At 62.1% G+C, this 20,482-nt stretch carries 23 protein-coding genes; 15 read left to right on the forward strand and 8 right to left on the reverse strand.

The genetic code is table 11. The annotated features are described in order from the left end of the window. Position 1: 1 nt before the first annotated feature. The 11 genes from rsmB (at position 2) to OGM61_07135 (ending at position 10,045) form a co-directional block, all read left to right on the forward strand. Entirely contained in the window at positions 2-1,330 is a 1,329-nt protein-coding gene (gene rsmB, locus OGM61_07085; protein UYI83623.1) for a 16S rRNA (cytosine(967)-C(5))-methyltransferase RsmB, read from the forward strand. Continuing rightward, positions 1,327-2,358 carry a 23S rRNA (adenine(2503)-C(2))-methyltransferase RlmN gene (rlmN, locus tag OGM61_07090; protein UYI83624.1) on the forward strand — a complete coding sequence of 344 codons (1,032 nt, stop codon included), beginning with the start codon at positions 1,327-1,329 and terminating at the stop codon, positions 2,356-2,358. Before rsmB ends, rlmN begins: the two co-directional genes overlap by 4 nt. Positions 2,359-2,371: 13 nt before the next feature. Then, complete coding sequence (locus OGM61_07095; protein UYI83625.1) at positions 2,372-3,097, forward strand: Stp1/IreP family PP2C-type Ser/Thr phosphatase; 726 nt, start codon at positions 2,372-2,374, stop codon at positions 3,095-3,097. A 20-nt stretch (positions 3,098-3,117) separates the two neighbouring features. Continuing rightward, entirely contained in the window at positions 3,118-4,806 is a 1,689-nt protein-coding gene (pknB, locus tag OGM61_07100) for a Stk1 family PASTA domain-containing Ser/Thr kinase (GenBank protein ID UYI83626.1), read from the forward strand. A 27-nt stretch (positions 4,807-4,833) separates the two neighbouring features. Further along, entirely contained in the window at positions 4,834-5,718 is an 885-nt protein-coding gene (gene rsgA, locus OGM61_07105; GenBank protein UYI83627.1) for a ribosome small subunit-dependent GTPase A, read from the forward strand. Between the two features lie 64 nt (positions 5,719-5,782). Continuing rightward, a complete protein-coding gene (locus OGM61_07110; protein ID UYI83628.1) occupies positions 5,783-5,938 on the forward strand; it encodes a hypothetical protein in 156 nt (51 codons plus the stop codon). 63 nt (positions 5,939-6,001) lie between these two features. Then, the gene (locus OGM61_07115; GenBank protein UYI83629.1) at positions 6,002-7,501 is read left to right on the forward strand and encodes a hypothetical protein; all 1,500 of its coding nucleotides are present in this window, start codon (positions 6,002-6,004) and stop codon (positions 7,499-7,501) included. Positions 7,502-7,589: 88 nt separating this feature from the next. After that, positions 7,590-8,321 (forward strand): YebC/PmpR family DNA-binding transcriptional regulator, encoded by a 732-nt coding sequence (locus tag OGM61_07120; protein UYI83630.1) that lies wholly within the window; start codon positions 7,590-7,592, stop codon positions 8,319-8,321. Positions 8,322-8,483: 162 nt separating this feature from the next. Next, positions 8,484-8,783, forward strand: coding sequence for a zinc ribbon domain-containing protein (locus tag OGM61_07125; protein ID UYI83631.1), 300 nt, complete (start codon positions 8,484-8,486; stop codon positions 8,781-8,783). A 119-nt stretch (positions 8,784-8,902) separates the two neighbouring features. After that, complete coding sequence (locus tag OGM61_07130; protein UYI83632.1) at positions 8,903-9,163, forward strand: hypothetical protein; 261 nt, start codon at positions 8,903-8,905, stop codon at positions 9,161-9,163. A gap of 57 nt (positions 9,164-9,220) precedes the next feature. Continuing rightward, positions 9,221-10,045 carry a carbon-nitrogen hydrolase family protein gene (locus OGM61_07135; GenBank protein UYI83633.1) on the forward strand — a complete coding sequence of 275 codons (825 nt, stop codon included), beginning with the start codon at positions 9,221-9,223 and terminating at the stop codon, positions 10,043-10,045. A 2-nt stretch (positions 10,046-10,047) separates the two neighbouring features. Here the strand turns inward: OGM61_07135 and tsaA are convergent, their stop codons facing one another. Together tsaA and nth are read right to left on the reverse strand one after the other, a co-directional pair. Next, entirely contained in the window at positions 10,048-10,725 is a 678-nt protein-coding gene (gene tsaA, locus OGM61_07140) for a tRNA (N6-threonylcarbamoyladenosine(37)-N6)-methyltransferase TrmO (protein UYI83634.1), read from the reverse strand. Further along, positions 10,722-11,360: an endonuclease III gene (gene nth, locus OGM61_07145; protein ID UYI83635.1), complete on the reverse strand. Its 639-nt coding sequence runs from the start codon at positions 11,358-11,360 to the stop codon at positions 10,722-10,724. Before nth ends, tsaA begins: the two co-directional genes overlap by 4 nt. 114 nt (positions 11,361-11,474) lie before the next feature. On the opposite strand from nth, the gene OGM61_07150 reads away from it, so the two are divergent. Both OGM61_07150 and OGM61_07155 read left to right on the forward strand, forming a co-directional pair. Beyond that, entirely contained in the window at positions 11,475-12,737 is a 1,263-nt protein-coding gene (locus OGM61_07150; GenBank protein UYI83636.1) for a replication-associated recombination protein A, read from the forward strand. A 3-nt stretch (positions 12,738-12,740) separates the two neighbouring features. Then, the gene (locus OGM61_07155; protein UYI83637.1) at positions 12,741-12,926 is read left to right on the forward strand and encodes a DUF951 domain-containing protein; all 186 of its coding nucleotides are present in this window, start codon (positions 12,741-12,743) and stop codon (positions 12,924-12,926) included. Between the two features lie 33 nt (positions 12,927-12,959). On the opposite strand, the gene OGM61_07160 is transcribed toward OGM61_07155, so the two are convergent. From OGM61_07160 to OGM61_07185, 6 genes are all read right to left on the reverse strand, one after another. Then, the gene (locus OGM61_07160; GenBank protein UYI83638.1) at positions 12,960-13,820 is read right to left on the reverse strand and encodes a DegV family protein; all 861 of its coding nucleotides are present in this window, start codon (positions 13,818-13,820) and stop codon (positions 12,960-12,962) included. Between the two features lie 278 nt (positions 13,821-14,098). Beyond that, the gene (gene tsf, locus OGM61_07165) at positions 14,099-15,010 is read right to left on the reverse strand and encodes a translation elongation factor Ts (protein ID UYI83639.1); all 912 of its coding nucleotides are present in this window, start codon (positions 15,008-15,010) and stop codon (positions 14,099-14,101) included. A gap of 65 nt (positions 15,011-15,075) precedes the next feature. After that, the gene (gene rpsB, locus OGM61_07170) at positions 15,076-15,810 is read right to left on the reverse strand and encodes a 30S ribosomal protein S2 (protein UYI83640.1); all 735 of its coding nucleotides are present in this window, start codon (positions 15,808-15,810) and stop codon (positions 15,076-15,078) included. A gap of 176 nt (positions 15,811-15,986) precedes the next feature. Beyond that, the gene (locus OGM61_07175; protein ID UYI83641.1) at positions 15,987-16,268 is read right to left on the reverse strand and encodes a YlmC/YmxH family sporulation protein; all 282 of its coding nucleotides are present in this window, start codon (positions 16,266-16,268) and stop codon (positions 15,987-15,989) included. 51 nt (positions 16,269-16,319) lie between these two features. Beyond that, entirely contained in the window at positions 16,320-17,102 is a 783-nt protein-coding gene (sigG, locus tag OGM61_07180; protein ID UYI83642.1) for an RNA polymerase sporulation sigma factor SigG, read from the reverse strand. A gap of 66 nt (positions 17,103-17,168) precedes the next feature. After that, complete coding sequence (locus tag OGM61_07185; protein UYI83643.1) at positions 17,169-18,443, reverse strand: dicarboxylate/amino acid:cation symporter; 1,275 nt, start codon at positions 18,441-18,443, stop codon at positions 17,169-17,171. 132 nt (positions 18,444-18,575) lie between these two features. Here OGM61_07185 and OGM61_07190 point away from each other — a divergent pair, with 132 nt between their 5' ends. Continuing rightward, positions 18,576-19,430: an AraC family transcriptional regulator gene (locus OGM61_07190; GenBank protein ID UYI83644.1), complete on the forward strand. Its 855-nt coding sequence runs from the start codon at positions 18,576-18,578 to the stop codon at positions 19,428-19,430. A 3-nt stretch (positions 19,431-19,433) separates the two neighbouring features. Further along, a complete protein-coding gene (locus tag OGM61_07195) occupies positions 19,434-20,444 on the forward strand; it encodes a peptidase (protein ID UYI83645.1) in 1,011 nt (336 codons plus the stop codon). Positions 20,445-20,482: the final 38 nt, after the last annotated feature.

Here is a 20,482-nt window from a genome sequence, read left to right on the forward strand (position 1 = left end):
CATGGCCATGACTGCCCGGGAAGCCGCCTGGACTGCGCTGCAGCGCTGGCGCAAAAACGGCGCGTGGTCGGACGCTGCGCTCCATGCCGTCCTGCAAAATGCACAGCTGGAGCCGCGCGATGCCGCGCTTGCGGCGCGCATCTGCTACGGCACGCTGCAAAATCTGACCCTGTTGGATCATTATCTTTCCGTCTACTGCACAACGCCGCTGCAAAAGCTCGAGCCGAAGGTGCTCGACCTGCTGCGGCTGTCGGCTTATCAGATCGTGCTGCTGGATAAAATCCCGCCGCGCGCCGCCGTGAACGAGGCGGTCGCGCTCTGCCGCAAGGGCGGCTGTGCGCGTGCATCCGGTCTTGTCAACGCGGTGCTGCGCCGTGTGGCGGAGCACCGGGACGCGCTGCCGGAGATTCCGGGCGCGGGCACGGCGGACTATCTTGCCGTGCGCTACAGCCACCCGCAGTGGCTGGCACAGCGGTATATCGACGCGCATGGTTATGCGTTTGCCGAGCAGGCGCTGGCGGCGAACAACGCCGACGCTCCGGCCTGCCTGCAGGTGAACACCCTGAAAACGACAGCGGATGCTCTCATGGCGTCCCTGCACGCGGACGGCATCGAGGCAGAGCCGCACCCGTGGCTTCCGGACGCGCTGCTGTGCCATGGCGGCAATCTGGCGGCCGCGCGCGCCTTTGCTGACGGCTGGTTTTATGTGCAGGACGCGGCCGCGCACTGCGCGGCGCTCGTTTCCGGCGTGCAGCCGGGTATGCGCGTGCTCGATGCCTGCGCCGCACCCGGCGGCAAAAGCTTCGCCGCCGCCGTGCAGATGTACGATCAGGGATGTATGATTTCCTGCGATATTCACGAAAATAAATGGAAGCGCATCCGCGCCGGCGCTGAGCGGCTGGGGCTGACGTGCATTTCAACGCGCACGATGGATGCCCGCCGCCCGGATGCGGACCTGATCGGAGCGATGGACGTGGTGCTGGCCGATGTGCCGTGCTCCGGTCTGGGCGTCATCCGCAAGAAGCCGGAGATCCGCTTCAAAGATCCGGCGGAGCTTGCGCGTCTGCCGGCCATTCAGCGCGACATTCTCACCGGTCTTGCGCCGTGCGTGAAGCCCGGCGGCGTGCTGGTATATTCCACGTGCACGGTGCTCGCGCGGGAGAACGAAGATGTTGTGCGCGACTTCCTGCACACGCATCCGGAGTTTTCCGCCGAGGCGTTTTCGCTGCCGCTGCCGGGGGCGGACACGGCGGACGGTATGTTCACCTTCTGGCCGCAGGAACACGGCACGGACGGATTTTTTGTTTGTAAGCTGAGGAGACACGAATGAGAGACATCAAAGCCATGCTCCCCGAGGAGATCGCGGCGGCCCTCGCCGAAATGGGGCAGCCGAAATACCGCGCCAAGCAGATTTTTCAGTGGCTCGCGCGCGGCGTGACGTCGTTTGACGAGATGACGAACCTGTCCAAGGACCTGCGCGCCGCGCTCTCCGAGCGCTTTTTCATCTCCAAGCTCGAGATGCTGCGCAAGCAGGTGTCAGCCATCGACGGGACGATCAAATATCTCTGGCAGCTCGGCGACGGCAATGCCGTCGAGACCGTCGTCATGCACTACAAGCACGGCAATACGGTCTGCATCTCCTCGCAGGTCGGCTGCCGGCAGGGGTGCGCGTTCTGCGCGTCGACGATCGGCGGCCTGATCCGCAATCTTGAGCCGTCGGAAATGCTCGACGAGGTGCTCTATTCCGAGCGGGAGTCCGGCAGCAAGATCTCCAACATCGTCCTCATGGGCATCGGCGAGCCGCTCGATAACTTTGACAATGTCATGCGCTTTCTTGCGCTGGTCAACCACCCGGACGGGGAAAACATCGGCATGCGCCACATTTCGCTGTCCACGTGCGGCCTCATCGAGCGCTTTGACGATCTGGCGGCGCGCGACCTGCAGCTGACGCTGTCGGTCTCCCTGCACGCGCCGGACGATGCCACCCGCTCGAAGATCATGCCGGCCAACCACGGCCGCGGCGTGGCGGCGCTCATTGACGCCTGCGCCCGGTATTATGAAGCGACCGGTCGGCGCATTTCCTTTGAATACGCCATGATCGACGGCGTGAACGACACGCCGGAGCACGCCAGGCTGCTGGCCAAGCACGCGCGGCGTGTCTGCGCGCACGTGAACCTCATCCCGCTCAACCACGTGGAAGAGCGCGCGTTCCGGCCGTCCACGCCGGAGCATCTCAAGGCGTTCATCCGCATTCTGGAGCGGGCGGGCGTGAATGTGACCGTGCGCCGCAAGCTCGGCAGCGATGTGGATGCGTCCTGCGGCCAGCTGCGCAAAAAGGTCGCCGATCATCGAGCCTGAAGGGGGAGAGCCCATGCATTGCTTTGCACAGTCGGACAGGGGGACCGTCCGCAAGGAGAATCAGGATCGCGCCGCCTGTGCGCACATCCGGCGCAAGGGCTGCACCGTCGCCGTCGTCTGCGACGGGATGGGCGGCGCTGCCGGGGGGAAGCTCGCAAGCGATTTGGCAGCGTCCACGTTTCTGGCGGATTTTCGCCGCGAAATGATGGCGGGCAGCGCGGTCGAACCCGCCATGCGCCACGCCTGCGACGCGGCCAACCGCGCGGTCTATGACCGTGCGTGCGCGGAGCCTGACCTGCGCGGCATGGGCACGACGATCGTCGCCGCCTGCGTGCGCCGCGGAAGGCTTACGGTGCTGCACGTTGGCGACAGCCGCGCATATCTGGTCGGGCTGCGCCGAATGCAGCAGCTGACGACGGATCACTCGCTCGTGCAGGAGCTGGTCGCAAGCGGTCAGGTGCTGCCGGAGCAGGCACACCGTCACCCGCGGCGGAACGTGATCACGCGCGCCGTCGGCGTCGGCCCACAGGTCGAGCCGGACTGCCGCACGCTGCCGTTTCCGCTGGGTGCGCGGCTGCTGCTGTGCACGGATGGGCTGTCCAACACGCTGTCGGAGGGCCAGATGCATGATTTTTGCCGCGGCTCGCGGGATGCAAAGCAGATCTGCGGCCGCCTGATCGCGGCGGCGCTGGCACGCGGTGCGCGCGACAATGTGACCGCGCTCGTTCTTTTCCGCTGAAGCGCAACAGGGGGATCACTATGGAACAATCAATGAATCGCTATATCGGTCAGATGCTCGACGACCGCTACGAGATCCTGGAGATCATCGGCAGCGGCGGTATGTCGGTCGTCTACAAGGCCATGTGCCACAAGCTGCACCGCTATGTTGCCGTCAAGATCCTGCGCGATGAGATGGCGGCGGATGCCGAGCTGAAAAACCGCTTTCAGGCGGAGGCGCACGCGGTCGCCATGCTCTCGCAGCCGAATATCGTTTCGGTCTACGATGTCGGCCACAGCGGCGAGACGGAGTATATTGTCATGGAGCTCATCGAGGGCGAGACGCTCAAACAGCGCATGGCGGAGCACGGTGTATTCAGCGCCACGGAGGCGCTGCACTACGCCACGCAGATCTGCAAGGCGCTGCAGCACGCGCACGCCCACGGCATCGTCCACCGGGACATCAAGCCGCAGAACATCATGATCACGAACGATGACATGGTCAAGGTCGCTGACTTCGGCATCGCCGCGCTCGAGAACATTCACGAGGAGCGCAGCGGGCAGGCCATCGGCTCCGTGCACTATATCGCGCCCGAGCAGGCCAAGGGCCTCAATGCCGACGCGCGCAGCGACCTGTATTCCCTCGGCGTCGTGCTCTATGAGATGCTCACGGGCCACCTGCCGTATGACGCGGACACCCCGGAGGAGATCGCGCTCATGCACATCGCCGGCAGCGCCAAGCCGCCGCAGGAGTGGAACAGCGACATCCCCGAGGAGCTTGAGCGCATCACGCTCCGCGCCATGGAGCCGGATCTGCGCAAGCGCTATCAGTCGGCGGGGGAGATGCTCAAAGCGCTCAATGCCTGCAAAAAGCACCTCAATCAGCAGCGTCCGCTTGTCGAGCGGCGGCGGGAGAGCGCGGAGAAAAAGGACTCCTTTTTCGGTGTGGGTCAGGATCTGACGGAGGAAGCATACCAGCGCCGGCGCAAGCGGGCCAAGCGCGTGAGTTATTTCACGGGCATTTTCTCGGTCGGCGTCTTTGCCATTTTGCTGTTTGTGTTTCTGTGGAATTTCTGGCTTGAGGATCTGTTCCGCACGGCGGAGCGCGTGGATGTGCCGGACTTTACCGGCAAGTCCTACGAGGCGGTCGTCAACGACAAGCAGTATGCCGATTACCACTTCACGGTCGTATACACGGTCGATCCCGACGTGCCGGACGGCATCATCATCGAGCAGGATCCGGCGGCGGGCAAGAGCCGCATGCGCGTCTCGGACGGCATCAACGTGCAGCTCACCGTCAGCACCGGCGTCGTCATGACCGATGTGCCGTATGTCATCAACGAGGACTATGAGAAGGCGACGGCCGCGCTGGAAAAAGCCGGCTTTACGGTCACGACGGAGTTTCAGGCCTCCAAGGACGTGACGGCAAAGTATGTCATCAGCTGCGAGCCTGCGCCCGGCGAAAAGGCGGCCGCAGGGTCGAGCGTGAAGCTGATCGTCAGTGGCGGCCCCGAGCTGCGCCCGGTCACGGTGCCTGACCTGTCGGAGCTGACGGAGTCAGCCGCCATCGCGCGCATCGAGAGCAGCGGCCTGTGCTATGGCGGCACGTACAAAGAGACCAACGACGCCAAGCAGGGCACAGTCTTTAAGCAGAGCGCGCCGGCCAACACACAGCTCACGGAGTACAGCAAGGTCTATATCTGGGTCTCCGACGGGCCGAAAAAACCGTAAAGATGAGATAAAGGAGCAACAACGCTTATGGTGCAGGGTGTCATCATCAAGGCGCTCAGCGGCTTTTACTATGTGGCCGCCGGCGATCAGATCGTGGAGTGCAAGGCCCGCGGCCGTTTCCGGTACGACGGGTGCAGTCCGCTGGTCGGCGACCGTGTGGAGGTCAGCTTCGATGCGCACGGCAAGGGCCGCATCGACACCGTCCTGCCGCGGCGCAATGCGTTCATCCGCCCGGCAGTGGCGAATATTGACCAGCTCATCATGATCGCGGCGAACGTCAACCCCGTCACCGATCCGTTTCTGATCGACCGCGTGGTCGCCATCGCGGAAAATGCCGACTGCGAGCCGGTCGTCTGCCTCAATAAGTGCGACCTTGACCCGGCGGATCATCTCTATGCTATTTACCGCTCCATCGGCTTTCGTGTCCTGCGCACGAGCGCGGCGACGGGGCTCGGCGTCGACGAGCTGCGCGATGCACTGCGCGGGAAGACCAGTGCCTTCACCGGCAACTCCGGCGTCGGCAAATCGAGCCTGCTCAATGCGCTCGATGCGTCGTTCGGCATTGCGACCGGGGCCGTCAGCGAGCGGCTCGGCCGCGGCAAGCACACAACGCGCCATGTCGAGCTCTATGCGCTTGGAGCGGATACGTTCGTCGCCGATACGCCGGGTTTTGCCTCGTTTGAGGTGGACATGGTCGACCCCATCTCGTGCGAAAATCTGCAATATGCGTTCCGGGAGTTTCGACCGTATATCGGCCAGTGCCGATTTCGTGACTGCGCGCACCTGAAAGAGCCCGGCTGCGCCGTCCTCGCCGCCGTGGCGGCAGGCAAGATCGCGCCGGAGCGCCACGAGAGCTATGCGCGCCTGTACGCGCTCTCGGCCCAGGTCAATGACTGGGAAAAGAAGAAGTGACGCACCAAAGCGCCGCCCTCCGCATACACTGTAGGGAGAACCTGCAAGCGGAGGGCGGTGCTTTATGTTTCGACGGCGGGGGATTTGCTTCTGGATCGGCATCGCGTGCGTGGTCGCCGGTGTGTTCATCATTCTGGCGCTGGTGCTGCCGGCCGGCTTCTGGTGGTTTGCGCTCGGCGGTGCGCTCATTGCGGCAGGCGTGTGGCTGCTGCGCTGTTGATGGCGGCATAACCGGCGCGCGCCCGGCATAAGGATGTACAAAAACGACAAGGAGCACATCTTTATGGAACTACAACTGGGCAAGCAGAAACGCATGATGTACGCGCGGGTGTTTGACCGCACGGAGGAAGAGACCTGCAGCGTGGACGCCGTTGTGCCCGATGCGCTGGGGGACATCGGCGCGATCGTGGTCGCGGAGGGCACGTTCTGCCTCTGGAATCTGGATTTTTCGGACAAGAGCGCGCAGATCGAGGGCAGCATCGCGGCCGATGTGGTCTACGCGGAGGAGGGCGGCGCTCTGCGCAGCTTCCCGGTGGAGCTGCCGGTGAAGGTGCGCATCAGCGGCGAGACGCTCTCGCCGCACGTGCGGCCGTGGCTGCGCTGTACGCTCACCGCGCTGGACGCGCGCGCCGTCAATTCGCGCAAGGTGCGTGTCACGGCGCGGCTGAGCCTGTGCCTGCATGCTTATCGGGAGACGGAGCTCGCGCTCACGGACCGGATCGAGGGCGACGGCGGCGCAGTGTTCACGCGCACGGAAACGCTCCGCGTGCAGATTCCGGTGTCCGTGGAGGAAAAGACGTTCACCGTCTCGGAGACGCACCGCTTCCTGTCCGGCCAGCCCGAGGCCGACCGCCTGCTCTGCCATACGGAGACCGTGCTGCTCGACGATGTCAGCGCGGCCGGCAGCCGCGTCATTTTGCAGGGGCGTGTGTGCGCGGCAGTCACCTATCTCCCGCAGGGGCAGATGTGCCCGGTGGTCGAGACCTTTGAGACGGCGTTTTCCCAGATGCTCGACTGCCCGGCGGACACATCGCCGTGCCTGCTGCACACGACCGTCAACCTCACGGCGGCCTACCTGAACGTGAGCGCCGCGGCCGACGGCGCGGCGCTGGAGGCGGAGTACCATCTTGTCGCGCAGACGGTGTGCCTTGCGGATGCGGAGGCTGACTGCGTGACGGACGCCTACTGCAACACGGCAGAGCTCACGCTCGAGCGCGAGACGGTAGCGGCCGGTACGGTACAGCCGGGCGAGCCGCTGCGCCTGTCGGCGGAGGGTACGCTTGCGTGTGAGGCCGCCTCGCTGACGGTCGTGTCCCGGCGGGCCGTTGTCTGCGGCATGACGGAGGACGGCTGCGACGTGCTCGTCCGGCTGCTCGCGGCGGACACGGAGCAGCACGTATCCTGCATGGAAAAGCGTCTGCACCTGCCGCTCGAGCCGGCCGACGGCGCGCGGCTGGAGCTGCTGAGCGTGCAGCCGGAAGAGCCGGTGGTGACGGTCACGGCGGATGGGTTTCAGATCCGCGTGACGGTGACGGTGCGGACGGCCGTACTGCAGGAGTCCGACCTCCGGCAGGTCACCGGGGCGACGGCGCAGGAGCGCGCCTGCCCGTATGCCTCTGTACCGTCGCTGACGATCGTGCGCTGGGGCGGGGAAGACCTGTGGATGCTTGCCAAGCGCTACTGCTCGAGCGAGCGGCTCATCCGCGAAACGAACGGCCTCACGGACGATGCCGCCATGGCTGAGGCGCCGCAATATCTCCTTATTCCCAAAACGCAGGCGTAGTTTTCGCGCAAATATGCGGATTTTTCTTGCCACGCGGCCCGGAGTGTGCTAAAATATTCAAAGCATTTTAGCAAGAGGAGTTGTGACTATGTCCGGACATTCCAAGTGGCATAATATACAGAAAACCAAAGGCGCGCAGGACGCCAAGCGCGCGCAGGCGTTCACGAAGATCGCCCGCGAGATGATCGTGGCCGTCAAAGAGGGCGGCAGCGGCGACCCCAATAACAATTCCCGCCTCGCAGCTGTCATCGCCAAGGCGAAAGCCGCCAACATGCCGAATGACAACATCAAGCGCACGATCGACAAGGCGCTCGGCTCCGGCAACACGGATAACTACGAGTCCATCACTTACGAAGGCTATGGTCCGTCCGGTGTCGCCATCATCGTCGAGACGATGACTGACAACCGCAACCGTACCGCCTCCGAGGTGCGCCACTACTTTGATAAGTACGGCGGAAACATGGGGGCGACCGGCTGCGTGTCGTGGTCGTTTGATAAGAAGGGCGTCATCGTCATCAATGACGAGGATCAGGAGCTCGACGAAGACAAGGTCATGGAGGACGCGCTCGAAGCCGGCGCGGCCGACTTTGCGCCCGACGAGGGTGTTTACACGGTCTATACTGATCCCGACGATGTGGCGTCGGTGGCCGAGGCGCTCACGAACGACGGCTATGAGCTGCTGAGCGCGCAGGTGGAGATGGTGCCGCAGAACACCATCAAGCTCACCGATGAGGGCGACATTAAGAATCTCCAGAAGATGCTCGACATGTTCGAGGACAACGAAGATGTCCAGAACGTGTGGCACAACTGGGAAGAGTGATCTGATGCACGAAAACGACCGCGGCCGATCCGGCTGCGGTCGTTTTTTGCTGAAAAGATGAATTTTTTGTGAATTTTCGGATTGTAAATCGTTAAGTAATGTGCTAGTATACAACCAATGAAGCGATGCTTTCGCTCAGAGATATCAACGGAGGAAAACGAAATGAAATACTGCAGTCAATGCGGCAAAGAGCTGGTGGACGAGGCAGTCGTGTGCCCGAACTGCGGCTGTGCGGTGCAGGCGCCGGCGAACCAGCAGGAGGATAAACCGTCGACAGGTCTGAACATTCTGGCGTTTTTGTTCCCGGTGATCGGCCTGATCCTGTTCCTGTGCTTCCAGAATACGACGCCGGTGCGCGCCAAAGCGATCGGCAAATGGGCGCTGGATGGCTTCGTTGTCGGTGTTGCGCTCTCGATTATGGTCGGGATTCTGGGCGTGATTCTGGGTGCCATGTACGCATAAACGCGCGCGTGCGGGTGAAATGCAATCGCTGCATTTCACCCGCATTTTACATATACATGGTTTTGAACTTCACACGAAAAGAATATCATGGCCTCTCAAGCGTTCTTGGAGGCGATCGTATGAAGCATCCAAAGCTCTGGGACGGTATTTCGAGCGTTTTGGTTCTGTTTGGACTGGGCCTGTACGGCAGCAGCTGCTACTATGGCATCTGGGCACTGATATATGTAGCACTGGGGTGCATCGTGCTGGGCGCGGTCATTGCCGTGCGCACACAGCGCTGCCCGTTTTGCCATCGCTACCTCGGCATGATGTTTTTCACCGGCAAAAAGACGTACTGCCCGCACTGCGGCAGCGACGTGCGCGCGGGCAGAAACGTTTGACAGCGCCGTCATTTTCCGCTATGCTGGATGCATCATGCATGTGAAAGCAGGGATACCATGAAACTTGGCCTGTGCCAGATGCCGGTCACGGCGTCAAAAGCGGAAAATGGCGCAGCCATGCGCCGCTATGTGCGCGATGCTGCTGCGGCCGGCTGTGATCTGGTCGCGCTGCCGGAGATGTGGTGCTGTCCGTACAGCAACGCGGCGTTTGCGGAATACGCCGAGCCGCAGGGCGGCGAGACGTGGCGTCTGCTGCGCGACACGGCGCGCGCATGCGGCGTCTGGCTCGTCGCAGGCTCCGTGCCGGAACGCGATGGGGACGCGATCTACAACACCTGCTACGTGTTTGACCCGCAGGGGACGCAGCAGGCGAAGCACCGCAAGGTGCACCTGTTCGATATCGACGTGGCGGGCGGCCAGCGCTTTTTCGAGTCTGACACGCTCTCGCCCGGGCAGCAATACACGCTCGTGGACACGCCGTTCGGCAAACTCGGCGTGGCAATCTGCTTTGACGTGCGCTTTGCCGAGCTCTTTCGCATTCTGGCGCTCGAGGGCGCGCGGCTGATCGTGGTGCCGGCGGCGTTCAACATGACGACTGGCCCGGCGCACTGGGAGCTGCTGTTTCGCGCGCGGGCGCTGGATAACCAGTGCTTTGTCGCGGGTTGCGCTCCGGCGCGGGACGAGACGGCGGGCTATGTTTCCTATGCCCACTCGCTCGTGTGCGACCCGTGGGGGCGCGTACAGGCGCAGGCGGAGGCAGCGCCGCAGCTGCTGATCTGTGACATCGACCTCACGGAGACGGACGCCGTCCGGGCGCAGATCCCGGTCCTGCGTGCGCGGCGCACGGACCTGTATCAGCTGAAATATGAAAAAGACTCGTGATTTCACGAGTCTTTTTTTGCAATATCCGTGACGGTCAGTATTTGGTCACTGACCGTGAATTTCACCTCATAACCGCCGAATTCCAGCCCGTAGACACGGCTGGCGTCTGCCTGATACCGCGGGCGCGGATCCTGCGCGAGCACACCGACGAGTGCGTCGCGCTTCTCAACCGGGAAGCGGGCCAGCAGTTCCGGTGGAATCTCCACCGTCAGCGCCTGCATTTCCACCTGCCCGGTGAAGCCTTCCGTCGCCTCCGGATGGCAGTCGGCGTAGGGAATGTAGGGCTTGATGTCGTAGATCGGCGTGCCGTCCATCAGGTCCGCCCCGGCGACATGGAGCACCGGGCCGCGCGCGTCGGAAAATGTAATGTCCTCCAGACGCACGCACGACAGGCCGATCGGGTTCGGCCGGAACGGGGAGCGCGTGGCGAACACGCCCATGCGCACATTACCGCCCAGGCGCGGCGGCCGCACGGTTGGTGACCAGTCGGCGCGCACATTCTCGGAAAATTCCCAGATGAGCCAAATGTGCGAGAACGCCTCCAGCCCGCGCACGGCGTCGCGGCTGCGAAACTCCGGCTCGAACACGATCTCTGCCTGTAAACTCCCGACCACGCCGCTCTGGCGCGGGATGCCAAACTTCGTGGCAAAGTCGCTGTGGATGCGGGCGATGGGTTTCATGCGTCCGCCTCCTCCGCCGTCTGGCACACATGGCGCACGCAGCACCGGCCGCACATCGGCTTGCGCGCCGTGCATACGGCGCGGCCATGCAGCACGAGCCGGTGGCAGAAGTCGGACGATTCCTCCGGCGGCAGGATCTTGCGCAGTGCGGTTTCGATCTTGACGGGGTCTTTCAGTCCGTCTACAAGCCCCATGCGGTTCGAGAGCCGGATGCAGTGCGTGTCCACGACCACGGCGGGCTTGTGGTACACGTCGCCGAGAATGAGGTTGGCCGTCTTGCGGCCGACGCCGGGCAGGGAAGTGAGGGCCTCCATCGTGTCCGGTACGCGGCCGCCGTATTCCGCGACGAGCTTGCGCGCGCACAGGACGATGTCCCGCGCCTTCGCCCGGTAAAAGCCGCAGGAGTGGACATATGGCTCTACGTCCTCGGGCTCGGCGGCGGCAAACGCCTCGAGCGTCGGAAAGCGCGCATACAGCGCCGGCGTGACCTGATTGACGCGCTCGTCGGTGCATTGCGCTGCCAGCCGCACGGCAAACAGCAGTTCATAATCTTTCTGATATTGCAGGGAGCAGTCCGCGGGGTAGGCCTGCGCCAGACAGCGGAGGATCTCCTGCACTTGTTCCGGTGTGCGCATATTGTTCACCTCTCCGGCAGTGTAGCACATTTTGCGCCGCCTGCCAAGTGCGGCGAGTTGCCAAGGCGCGCAAAATGCGGTATAATATCGCCATTGCATCACAGGAGGCGCGCTATGTACAGACCATTGGCGGATGAAATCCGGCCGACCACGCTCGACGATGTCGTCGGGCAAAAGCATATTCTGGGCCCGAACGGGATGCTCCGCCGCATCGTGGAGTCCGGCGAGATCCCGAACATGGTGTTTTACGGCCCGTCCGGCACCGGCAAGACCACGGTCGCAAGCATCATCGCGGCCAGCACGAACCGCACCCTGCGCCGCCTGAACGCCACGACCGCGAGCATTTCGGACATCCGCAATATCATTGCCGAGCTCGATACCATGCTCACGCCCGGCGGTGTGCTGCTGTATCTCGACGAGATCCAGTACTTCAACAAAAAGCAGCAGCAGTCGCTGCTGGAGTTCATGGAGGACGGCCGCATCACGGTCATTGCCTCTACAACGGAAAACCCGTATTTCTATGTCTATAACGCGGTGCTCAGCCGCAGCACGGTGTTTGAGTTCAAGCAGGTGCCGGCCGCCGAGGTGGAAAAGGCCGTGCTGCGCGCGGTGTCCATTCTCAGCGCACGGGAAAACGTCACGGCAGACATCGAGCCGGGCACGGCGGGGTATATCGCGTCCGTCTGCGGCGGCGATGTGCGCAAGGCGCTCAATGCGGTCGAGCTGCTCTTTTCGGCGGCGCCGAGAGAGGGGGATACCATCCGCCTTCTGCGCGCGGATGCCGAGAACATCACGCAGCGCAGCGCCATGCACTATGACCGTGCGGGCGACGACCACTATGACGTCGTGTCCGCGCTCATGAAGTCGCTGCGCGGCTCGGATCCCGACGCGGCGCTGCATTATCTGGCGCGCCTGCTCGAGGCCGGCGACCTGATCGGTGCGTGCCGGCGCATCCTGTGCTCGGCAAGTGAGGATATCGGCCTTGCCTATCCGCAGGCGGCCATGATCGTGAAATCCTGCGTGGACAGCGCGCTCCAGCTCGGCCTGCCGGAGGCGCGGCTGCCGCTGGCGGAGGCAGTGCTGCTGCTGGCCACGGCGCCGAAGTCCAACTCCGTTGTCATGTCCATCGACGCCGCGATCGCCGACGTTCGGGCAGGGAAGGCGGAGCCCATCCCGCGTGAGCTGCAGAACGTCCATGCCGACGGCACGGGCTTCGAGCGTGAGCAGGGCTACAAGTATCCGCACGGCTACCCGGGTCATTGGGTGCAGCAGCAGTACCTGCCCGATGAGCTGAAGGGAAAGCACTATTATGAATACGGTGACAACAAGACCGAGCAGGCGGCGCGTGCCTACTGGCAGCGCATCAAGGGGGAGTGAGCGATGGATATTCAGGTCGGCGACATTCTGACGATGAAAAAACAGCACCCCTGCGGCGAGAAACGCTGGGAGGTGCTGCGCATCGGCGCGGATTTCAAGCTGCGCTGCCTTGGCTGCGGGCGCGAGGTCATGGGCCCGCGCGCGAAGTTCGAGAAAATGATCCGGCAGGTCGACCGGAAAGAGACATAAAAAACCCGGAGGACGTGTCCTCCGGGTTTTCGTTTATCTGTGGATGCCCTGGAAAAACAGCGCCACCGTGCCGGGGCCGACGTGCGAGCCGGTGACGGGCTCGTAGCACACGGTCAGGCATTCGCCGGTGAAGCCGCGCTGACGCAGCGCATCGAGCAGAAACTGCGCGCCGGCTGCATCGTCTGCGTGCGCGATGCCGATCTCCTCGGACTTGTCGGCGACGAGCTTCTCGTAAAAGTCCGCCAGCGCGGTGAGCGACTGCTTGCGGCCGCGCGTCTTGCCGCACAGGACGATCTTGCCCTCGTCATCGCCGCGCAGCAGCGGCTTGATCTTGAGCACGGTGCCGACGATGGCGGCAGCCTTGCTCACGCGGCCGCCGCGCTCCAGATAGGCGAGGTCATCGACCGTGAAGTACTGGCACATCGTATGGCGGCGGCGGGAGATCTGCTCGACGATCAGCGAGAAAGGCGCGCCGTTTTCGAGCATACGCGCGGCCTCGATCACCAGCAGCCCTTCGCCGAGCGAGGCGGCATAGGTGTCAATGGCGGCGATTTTCCGCTCCGGGAATTCTTCCTGCAGCTCCTGCACGGCCATGGCGGCCGCATGCGCCGTGCCGCTGATGCCGCCGGACATGCCGATATAGATCACGTCGTCGCCGGCCGCCAGCGCCGCGTGCAGCGGCTCGAGAAACGCGCCAAGGTTGATCATGGCGGTGGATACGGGCGTGCCGCTGCGCATGGCGTCATAGTAGGCTTTCCCGTCGAAATCAACAGCAGGATCCTGATGCGCTTCAACACCGTCGACGAAGTACGTCAGCGGGATGACGCGCAGGGAATATTTCTGAATGTAAGCAGCCGGCAGGTTTGCCGACGTGTCGGTAAAGATCTGGATCATGTGAGTGCTCCTTTGCTTGCTCAAAGTGCTGCACGGTGTGTGCCCTTTATCATCTGTACACCTGCTGGCGCATAAATACAAGCTACTGTCATTTTTCCCTGTCTACGTTCCAATTTTACGGTCTCTACCGGAAAAAATGCGGCTCTACACGGCCGTAGAGCCACTCTACTCCCGAAAAACGGCGGTTTTTACCGCTGATCTCCCACAAAAAGGATGACGCAGACAGAAATATCCCGCGGCCCGGTTCGGAGCCGCGGGATACAGAATGGAAGTGAAATTTACTTGATGAGCTTCGCAACTTCCTCGGCGAGGTCGTCCTGACGCTTCTCAATGCCTTCGCCCTTCTCAAAGCGGGTGTAGTTCACGAGCTTGATGGAGGCGCCGACCTGCTTGGCGACGGCGGCGATGTGCTCCTCAACGGAGACTTTGTCGTCCTTAACGAACGGCTGCTGCAGCAGGCAGATCTCCTTGAAGTACTTGCCGATGCCGCCCATGACGATCTTCTCGATGATGGCGTCGGGCTTCTTGGCGTTCTTCGGATCTTCCTTGGCCTGCGCCAGGCGGATCTCTTTTTCCTTCTCGATGAACTCCTCGGAGACATCGCTCTTATCCTTGTAGGTCGGGTTCAGAGCCGCGATCTGCATGGCGATGTCCTTACCCAGCTCGACGACGGCAGCGTCGGTGGACTCGGTCTCGAGGTTGACAAGCACGGCGATGCGGCCGCCCATGTGGACATAGGGGACGTTCAGGCCGGTGTCGTAGCGCGCGAAGCGGCGGACCTTGATGTTCTCGCCGATGACGAGGACCTTATCGTTCTGCTCCTCGAGCACGGTCTTGCCGTTGCCGTAAGCGCAGGCGTACAGCGCGTCGAGATCAGCCGGGTTCTCCTTGGCGACGACGGCGGCGACGCCCTTGACGTAATCCACGAACAGGTCGTTCTTGGCCACGAAGTCAGACTCCGCGTTGACCTCGACGATCACGCCGATACCATCGATGACGGCGGCGTAAGCCATGCCCTCGGCGGCGATGCGGCCGGCCTTCTTCTGAGCGGCGGCGAGGCCCTTCTCACGAAGCCATTCCACAGCCTTATCAATATCGCCGTCAGCAGCGGTGAGGGCCTTTTTGCAGTCCATCATGCCGACGCCGGTCATTTCACGCAGATTTTTCACATCAGCAGCAGAAAATGCCATAATTCTTTCTCCTTTATTGTTTTATCAGAAGGGCGGGTACGCGGCCCGCCCTTGCAGTTTTTCAATTACTCTTCGACCTTCTGGGCCTCTTCCTCGGAAGCAGCTTCCTCAGCGTCGGCGCCCTGACGGCCTTCCTGCACGGCGTTGGCCATGGTGGAAGAGATCAGGCGGATGGCGCGGATCGCGTCGTCGTTCGCGGGGATGACGTAGTCGATCTCGTCCGGGTCGCAGTTGGTGTCGACGATGGCGACGATCGGGATGTGCAGCTTGCGGGCCTCAGCGATGGCGTTGTGCTCCTTGCGGGGGTCAACGACGAACAGCGCGCCGGGGAGCTTCTTCATTTCCTTGACGCCGCCGAGGTACTTCTCAAGCTTCTCCATCTCGCCGAGCAGCTTCATGACTTCCTTCTTCGGGAGCATGTCGAAGGTGCCGTCCTCCTGCATCTTCTTGAGCTGAGCCAGACGGTCGATGCGGGTGCGCATGGTCTTGAAGTTGGTGAGCATGCCGCCGAGCCAGCGGGCATTGACATAGTACATGCCGACGCGGGAAGCCTCTTCCTTCACGGCGTCCGCAGCCTGCTTCTTGGTGCCGACGAAGAGGATGGTCTGGCCATTCTCTGCGAGGGTGCGCACGAAGTTGTAAGCCTCCTCGAGCTTTTTGACGGTCTTCTGCAGGTCAATGATGTAGATGCCATTGCGCTCGCAGTAGATGTACTCCGCCATTTTCGGATTCCATCTGCGGGTCTGATGACCGAAGTGGACACCGGCCTCGAGAAGCTGTTTCATAGATACGACTGCCATAGTTTTTTGTTTCCTCCTTTAATTAGTTGCTACCTCCGGGGGCGTCAACTGTGCCCGACCAGGCCGAAGCCACATGGTCGCACATCAACCCCCGTGCGTAATGCTCTGGTATTATACCAGAGAAATCCGGACAATGCAAGAGGATTTGCCCGGATTTTTGCCGTTTTTTCAGGCTGTCAGAGATAATTCTGCCGCTTTTCCCGCCGGCGGCGCGGCTGCTGCGCCGCGACCTCGGCGAGAATGATATCCTCGCCCAATCTGGAGATGGATTCCCACGGCAGAATGTAGTCGTCATCGCCGCTGAGCAGACCGCCGAGCCTTTTTTGCCCCGGCACGATCAGCGACACAATCTTGCCCTGCTCCAGATCGATCTCCGCGTCGCAGACATAGCCGAGCCGCTGCCCGGTGGTCAGGTCGATGACTTCCTTGTATCGCAGATCGGACAAACAGCATTTCATGGAAACCCCTCCGCAGCATTTTGGTATCAGTCTATGGCGTCGGGCGGCGGTTTATGAGGGAAAGATGTTCTTGCGGATTTTGCCGAGCGCATTTTTCTCCAGGCGGGACACCTGCGCCTGGCTGATGCCGATCTCACCGGCGACCTCCATTTGGGTCTTGCCGGCGTAAAAGCGCAGGGAGAGGATCTTCTTCTCACGCTCGTTGAGGTCGGAGATGGCGTTCGAGAGCGCCAGATGCTCCAGCCACTGCTCGTCCGTATTTTTCGTGTCACCGACCTGATCCATGACGCAGATGCTCTCGCCGTTGTCGGTGTAGATCGGCTCGTAGAGCGAGATGGGGTCACTGATCGCGTCGAGCGCGAACACGACGTCCCGCCGCGGGATGTCCAGTTCCTTTGCGATCTCGTCAAGCGTCGGCTCGCGGCCGGAGGCGGCAGTCAGGCGCTCTTTTGCCTGCAGGACCTTATAGGCGGTGTCGCGTGTGGAGCGGCTGACGCGGATGGGGCTGTTGTCGCGCAGGTAGCGCCGGATCTCCCCGGAAATCATGGGTACGCCGTAGGTGGAAAAGCGCACGTCGTGGTTTTCGGCGTCAAAATTGTCGATTGCCTTGATCAGACCGATGCAGCCGACCTGAAACAGATCGTCCACGTTCTCGCCGCGGCCGATGAATTTCTGGATCACGGACAGCACCAGCCGGAGGTTGCCGGCAATGAGCTGCTCGCGTGCGTCAGTGTCGCCGTGCTTTGCGCGGATGAGCAGTGCCCGGCAGGCGTCGCTGCTCAGGACTTTCAGGTCGGCCGTGTTGACACCGCAGATCTCGACTTTTCCAAGCATAAAAAATTCCTCCCATCCGGTACACCGTAGTGTTTCCGGGTGGAAGGAATTTGATACATCGGCAGATTACTGCTCGATAGCCTTGCTTTCTCTCTTCTTGGCAATGGCCTTCTGCAGCCAATCCTTGCCGTCCACATAGCGGGAGACGATGAAGGACACAACATAGTCGCCGGCGGAGTTGACCATGGTCGCCGGAGGATCGACGAGGTTGCCGATCGCCAGTGCGATCGGGTAGGCAACAGCCAGCTGGTCGGGGAAGAAGATCGTGCAGACTACCAGCTCGCCGGTACCGCCGCCGCCGGGGATACCGCTCATGGCCACGGAGGAGAACACCGCCACGATGATGGCCAGAATGGCCTTTTCCGTCGTGAAGTCCAGTCCGAACACGCCGAACAGGAACGCGACCTTGATGATGGCGCTCATGGCCGAGCCGTCCATGTGCATGGTGGCGCCCATGGGCAGCACGATGTCCGTGACATCCTTGCTGATGCCGGTCTCATCGGCAACTTCCATGTTCGTCGGGATGGTCGCAACGGACGAGCAGGTACCGAACGACACCGCCGCCGGGCGGAACAGCTTGGAGAACATGATCTTCGCGCCGCCCTTGCCGCCGCCGAACTGGGCGTAGATGGGGAAGAACACGAACATGTACACGAAGCTCATGACGTAGTAGATAATGAGCGTGCGGCTGTAGTCGGCGACCAGCTCCGGGCCGTAAGTAGACACCAGATTGGCAAAGAAGCCGAAGAAGCCGATCGGGGCATAGTAGGTGATGAGCTTCACGGTCTTCATGATGCAGCCCGTGATATCCTCGAGCACCTGCGCGGTCTTTGTCTCGGGGCCACCGTTCATCTGGATGCCGAAGCCGAACAGCACCGCCGCAACGATCAGCGGCAGGATAGCCTTACGGCTCAGCAGCTCCATGAAGTCGGGCTTGGTAAAGAAGTTGACGATCATGTCGCCGAAGCCCAGCGTATCGCCGATCTCGCCTTCCGTGATGGTGTAGTGACCATCTACGAGCGGGAAGATGCGGCAGACGATGTACATGATGACACCGGCGATAGCGGCAGTGACCAGGAACGTTGCGATGGTCACACCCATGATCTTACCGGCGCGCTTGACACTTTTCATATTGGCGATGGCAGATGCGATGGAGCAGAACACCATCGGCACCACCACACAGAACATCATGTTGATGAACAGTGTACCCAGGAATTCGATCTTTTTGCCGAAGTTCGGGGCGAACGCGCCCACGAGACAGCCGGCGACGATGCCGGTGAGCATGAAGATCAGGAATCCGTAAGTCTTAAAGAAAGACTTGGAACCGTTTGCCTTGGCCATAAATGCAACACTCCCAGTGTGTAGATTGCGCCGTAACAGCGCTTTGGTGACAGTATATACAATTCACCGTTGCAATAATTGTACAAAAATGCTATCATATATTGCAAAAGATGCTTTTTTCGGAGGCGAGCCATGCAGCAGACCGATTATGAGCGCAGGGGATACCTGCATGAAGATTTCCGTCTGTTCCACCTGAGCAGTGCGCTGGCGGAGGACACGGCATTCCACTATCATGAATTTCACAAGCTAGTATTCTTTCTGGCCGGGCGCGGGAACTACATCGTCGAGGGGCGCACGCACGTGCTGCGGCCGTATGACGTGGTGCTTGTGCGGCAGGGGGCGATCCACAAGGCGCAGATCGACCCGAGCCAGCGCTACGAGCGCGTGATCCTCTACATATCGCCGGAATTTCTCCGCGCACAGTCCACGGCCGCTTCGCAGCTGGACGCCTGCTTCCGTCTGCCGGCCGATGGGCAGAGCTTTGTCCTGCGGCCGGAGGCAGGGCGGCGCGCAGCGCTGCTGCGCACGCTCGATGCGCTCGAGGAGGAGGAGCGGAGCACGGCCTACGGGCACGACCTGCTCGCGCGGGCGCAGATGCTGCAGCTGCTGGTCATGCTGGGCCGCGGGCTGGATGACGACGGCGTGAACTACGCCCCGTCCGAGCACTGCAACGAGAAGACGGCGGCCATTCTCGAATACCTCAACACGCACCTGACCGAGGACGTCAGCATCGATGCGCTGGCGGACACCTTTTACCTCAGCAAATATTATATGATGCGTATGTTTCGGGAGGAGACCGGCTTCACCATTCACGGCTACCTCACGGATAAGCGCCTGCGTGTGGCGCGCGACCTCATTGCACAGGGCATGCGCACGACGGACGCCTGCTTTCAGTGCGGCTATCATGACTATTCCGCCTTTTCACGGGCGTACAAAAAACGGTTTCAGGTCAGCCCGCGCGCCGATCTGACGAAAGGAGCGAAGTAAGCCATGCAGCTGCACGCACAGTATTATTACCAGCAGCTTCCGCCACAGGAGCGCGCGGCCTATCACGGCATGCTGACCTGCCTGCGGGAGCTGACGCCGTCGGCGCGCATCCCGCGCCTGCCGATGGAAACGCTCAGCACGCTCTTTTTCCAGCTCCGGCTGGATCATCCGGAGATCTTCTACGCCGTTGGTTTTTCGTGCCGCGCGGTGCCGGAGGCGGCGTTTGTGGAGTTCTGGCCGGAGTACCGGTTTGAGAAAAAGCGCATCCGGGAGCACCGGCAGGCGATCGAGGCGCGCGTGACGCGCCTGCTGCGGCCGCTGCGCAGTCTTCCGCCGGCGGAGCAGGAGCGCGCGATCCATGATTTCGTCGTGGAAAACGTCCGCTATGATAAGCTCGAAAAGCCGTATTCGCACGAAGTCATCGGCCCGCTGACCAACGGCGTCGGCGTGTGCGAGGGCATGGCCAAAACGGTCAAGCTGCTGTGTGACGGGCTCGGGCTGCCGTGCATGATCGCCGTCAGCGACCGGGACCGCGCCAATGGCGAGCGCTACCTGCACGCCTGGAACATCGTCCAGCTCGGCGGGCAGTGCTATCATCTGGACGCCACGTTTGACAATTCCCTCAGTAAGTACGGCACGCGCTATGACTATTTCAATCTCGACGATACAAAGATCTTCCGCGACCACCGGCCGCTGCTGTATCCGGCTCCGCCCTGCACGGACGGCGGGCAGTTTTACTACAAGCTGCAGCACCTGTCGTGGACGAAGCCGGAGGAGGCCGCGCGCCGGGTCGACCAGGCGCTGCGCAAGAAGCAGCCGGGGCTGGTGTTCCACTGGCGCGGCGGCTATCTGACGCGCGAGGTACTGGCGGAGCTGTGCCTGCAGATCGACGCGGCGGCGCAGGCGCGCGGCCGGGCGGCGGCCATTTCGGTCAACTGGCCGCAGGCGGTGCTGCAGGTGCGCTTCGTCGATGCGGCCCAGCCGGTGGAAACGGAGTCGCTTGAGGACATCTGAGGCTCTTCCATTCCGGGTAAAATGACGGAGCGGGTGGA

The sequence above is a fragment of the Clostridiales bacterium genome (assembly GCA_025757645.1).
GTDB lineage: Bacteria > Bacillota > Clostridia > Oscillospirales > Oscillospiraceae > CAG-103.